2 protein-coding genes, 1 rRNA gene and 1 other annotated feature are annotated in these 2,760 nt (G+C 71.7%); of the genes, 2 read left to right on the top strand and 1 reads right to left on the bottom strand.

Annotation, left to right across the window (positions count from 1 at the left end):
• Both SACHA_RS0113605 and SACHA_RS0113600 read left to right on the top strand, forming a co-directional pair.
• Nucleotides 1–633 (top strand): LppX_LprAFG lipoprotein (locus tag SACHA_RS0113605; protein WP_019810681.1); only part of this gene is annotated, 633 nt, incomplete at its 5' end.
• Complete coding sequence (locus SACHA_RS0113600; protein WP_019810679.1) at nucleotides 630–2,141, top strand: MFS transporter; 1,512 nt, start codon at nucleotides 630–632, stop codon at nucleotides 2,139–2,141. The genes SACHA_RS0113605 and SACHA_RS0113600, both read left to right, overlap by 4 nt.
• 183 nt (nucleotides 2,142–2,324) lie before the next feature.
• Here SACHA_RS0113600 and rrf read toward each other — a convergent pair.
• A 5S ribosomal RNA gene (gene rrf / locus SACHA_RS0113595) occupies nucleotides 2,325–2,442 on the bottom strand.
• Nucleotides 2,443–2,534: 92 nt separating this feature from the next.
• Nucleotides 2,535–2,621: a sequence feature (23S ribosomal RNA rRNA prediction is too short), on the bottom strand.
• Nucleotides 2,622–2,760 lie beyond the last annotated feature (139 nt).

Genomic DNA, 2,760 nt, shown 5'->3' with positions numbered 1-2,760 from the left:
ACGACGGCGTGCTCGTCCGACGACCAGGCCCCGGCCGAGGATCTGCCCGCCGCCCCCGCCCTCGTCGACGAGGCCGCGGAAGCGGCCCGGGGCATCGAGAGCGCCCACGTGACGCTCGACGTGGCGGGTTCCCTGCCGGGCGTCCCCGTGCGCAGCATCGAGGGGGACCTCACCGGGGAGGGCGAGGCGGTGGGCACGGGCACGCTGGAACAGGCCGGTCAGCTCGTCGAGGTCGAGTTCGTGCTCACCGCCGACACGCTGTACCTGAAGGGCCCCACCGGGGACCACCAGGAGATCCCGGCCGCGTTCGCCTCCTCCGTGTACGACCCGTCCGCCATCCTCGACCCCGAGGGCGGGATCGCCGGCCTGCTGACCGATCTACGCCGACCGCGGACACTGGCGGCGGAGGAGGTCGCGGGCACCCCGGCGTACGAACTCGGCGGCACACTGCCCCCGGAGACCCTGTCCGGGCTGTTGCCCGGTGTCGACTCCGGTGCCGACGTGACCTTCTGGGTGCGCAGCGACGACAGCCGGCTCCCCGTGCGGGCCTCGGCCGAGTTCGACGGCGGCGCCACCGTCGACATCACACTGTCCGAGGTGAACGAACCGGTGACCGTGGAAGCGCCCGCATGACCGGCACACTGACCACGCGCGGCGGCCGTTCGGTGGCGATCGGTGCGGGCGGGCTGGCCGTGCTGCTGGGCGCGCTCGACACCTACGTCGTCGTCGGCCTGTTCCGGCAGATCATGCAGGACCTGCAGATCCCGGTGAACCGGCTGGAACGGCTCACCCCGGTGGTGACCGGATACCTGCTCGGCTACGTCGCCGCGATGCCGGTGCTCGGGCAGGCCTCCGACCGGTTCGGGCGCAGAAGACTGCTCCAGATCTGCCTCGGCGGCCTCGTGCTCGGCTCGGCGGTCACCGCGGGGGCACCGTCCGTGCCCGTGCTCGTCGCGGGCCGGGTCGTGTTGGGCGTGGCCGGGGGTGCGCTGCTCCCCGTCACGATGGCCCTGGCCGCCGACCTCTGGGCCGAGCACCGGCGCGCCGCCGTACTCGGCGCCGTCGGGGCCGCCCAGGAACTCGGCAGCGTCCTCGGCCCCGTCTACGGCATCGCGCTCGCCGCCGTCGCCGGCTGGCGCGGAGTGTTCTGGGTGAACATCCCGCTGGCGTTGCTCGCCATGCTCGCGGTGCACCTGTCCGTGCCCGCCCGGCGTGCGGAGACCGGGACCTCCCCGGTGGACCTGCGGGGCGGGGCCCTGCTCGCGGTGACGCTCGGGCTCGCGGTGGTGGGGCTGTACAACCCGGACCCGGCCGAGCAGGTCCTACCGGACTGGGGTGTGCCGGCACTCGTGGGCGCCGCGATCACGGGGACGCTCTTCGTCGTCCACCAGTCCCGCGCCCGCCTCCCGCTGATCGACACCACGCGGGTGCGGATGCGGCCGTTCCTGGCGGCTCTGGGTGCGAGCCTCGCCGCGGGCGCGGCGCTGATGGTCACGCTCGTCGACGTCGACCTGTTCGCCCAGACCCTGCTCGGCTACGACGACCACGGCGCCGTCCTGCTGTTGTTGCGCTTCCTCGTCGCACTGCCGATCGGCGCACTGCTCGGCGGCGCACTGGCCTCCCGGTTCGGCGAACGCGGCGTCTCCGTCTGCGGGCTGCTGCTGGCTGCCGGGGGCTTCGGGCTCATGTCGACATGGACCGCGGACGTCCTGTCCGCGGCATACCGGCCGGGTCCGGTGCCGCTGCCCAAGGCGGATGTCGACCTGGCGCTCGTCGGCCTCGGGCTCGGTCTGGTCATCGCCCCGATCTCCGCGGTCGTGCTCCGGCTCACCCCACCCGAACAACACGGCATCGCCTCGGCCGGCGTGGTCGTGGCCCGGATGACGGGGATGCTGGTCGGGATCGCCGCCCTGTCCGCGTGGGGCCTGCACCGGTTCCACAGCCTCACCGCGACGCTGGACGTGCCCCTGCGCGTCCTGTTCGACTCCGAGGCGGAGTTCCGCAGCGCGATGGACGACTACACCGCCGCGCTCCGCGACGCCATGGTCACCCAGTACACGGAGATCTTCGCGATCACCGGGGTCGTATGCCTCGCCGGCGCGGTCTGCGCCGCCCTCCTCGGCGGAACCCGCACCCGCTGATCCCGGTCGGCCGCGGAGCCTCCGGACGTCCCGGGCCCCGCGACCGACCGGGCTCTCCTCCCGACGCCACCGTGATTCGGACATCCATGAACGGCGACCGCGGAACGCAGGACACGAGGCGGATTCGTACCAAAAGAAAAGGCCGGAGCGTGTGCAACGCTCCGGCCTTTTCCTCAGTTGTGTGTTCGGCGGTGTCCTACTCTCCCACACCCGTGCGGGTGCAGTACCATCGGCGCTGGTGGGCTTAGCTTCCGGGTTCGGAATGGGACCGGGCGTGTCCCCTACCGCTGTGACCACCGAACAACCCCGTGAAACAGTCCCCGCGCGGGCGTGTCGAGGGGGTGGTGTTTCAGAGTTGCAGAGTGGGTGCGTAGCATTTTTGTGGTCAAGCCCTCGGCCGATTAGTACCAGTCCACTCGAGAACACATTGCTGTGCGTCCATGTCTGGCCTATCAACCCCATGTTCTGTGGGGGGCCTTACCCACTCGAGGGTGGTGGGAGCAGCTCGGCCGCGTCCCGGCCGCCGGTGTAGTCCTTGAGGACCTCCGAGCAGGTCGGGTCCAGCCAGTCGTGCTGGTCCTCCTCCGTGGGGAACTCCTCGAACTCGTCCCGCAGGTCG

It is taken from the genome of Saccharomonospora halophila 8 (assembly GCF_000383775.1).
Classification (GTDB): domain Bacteria; phylum Actinomycetota; class Actinomycetes; order Mycobacteriales; family Pseudonocardiaceae; genus Saccharomonospora; species Saccharomonospora halophila.
This window is presented reverse-complemented; position numbering and strand designations above follow the sequence as displayed.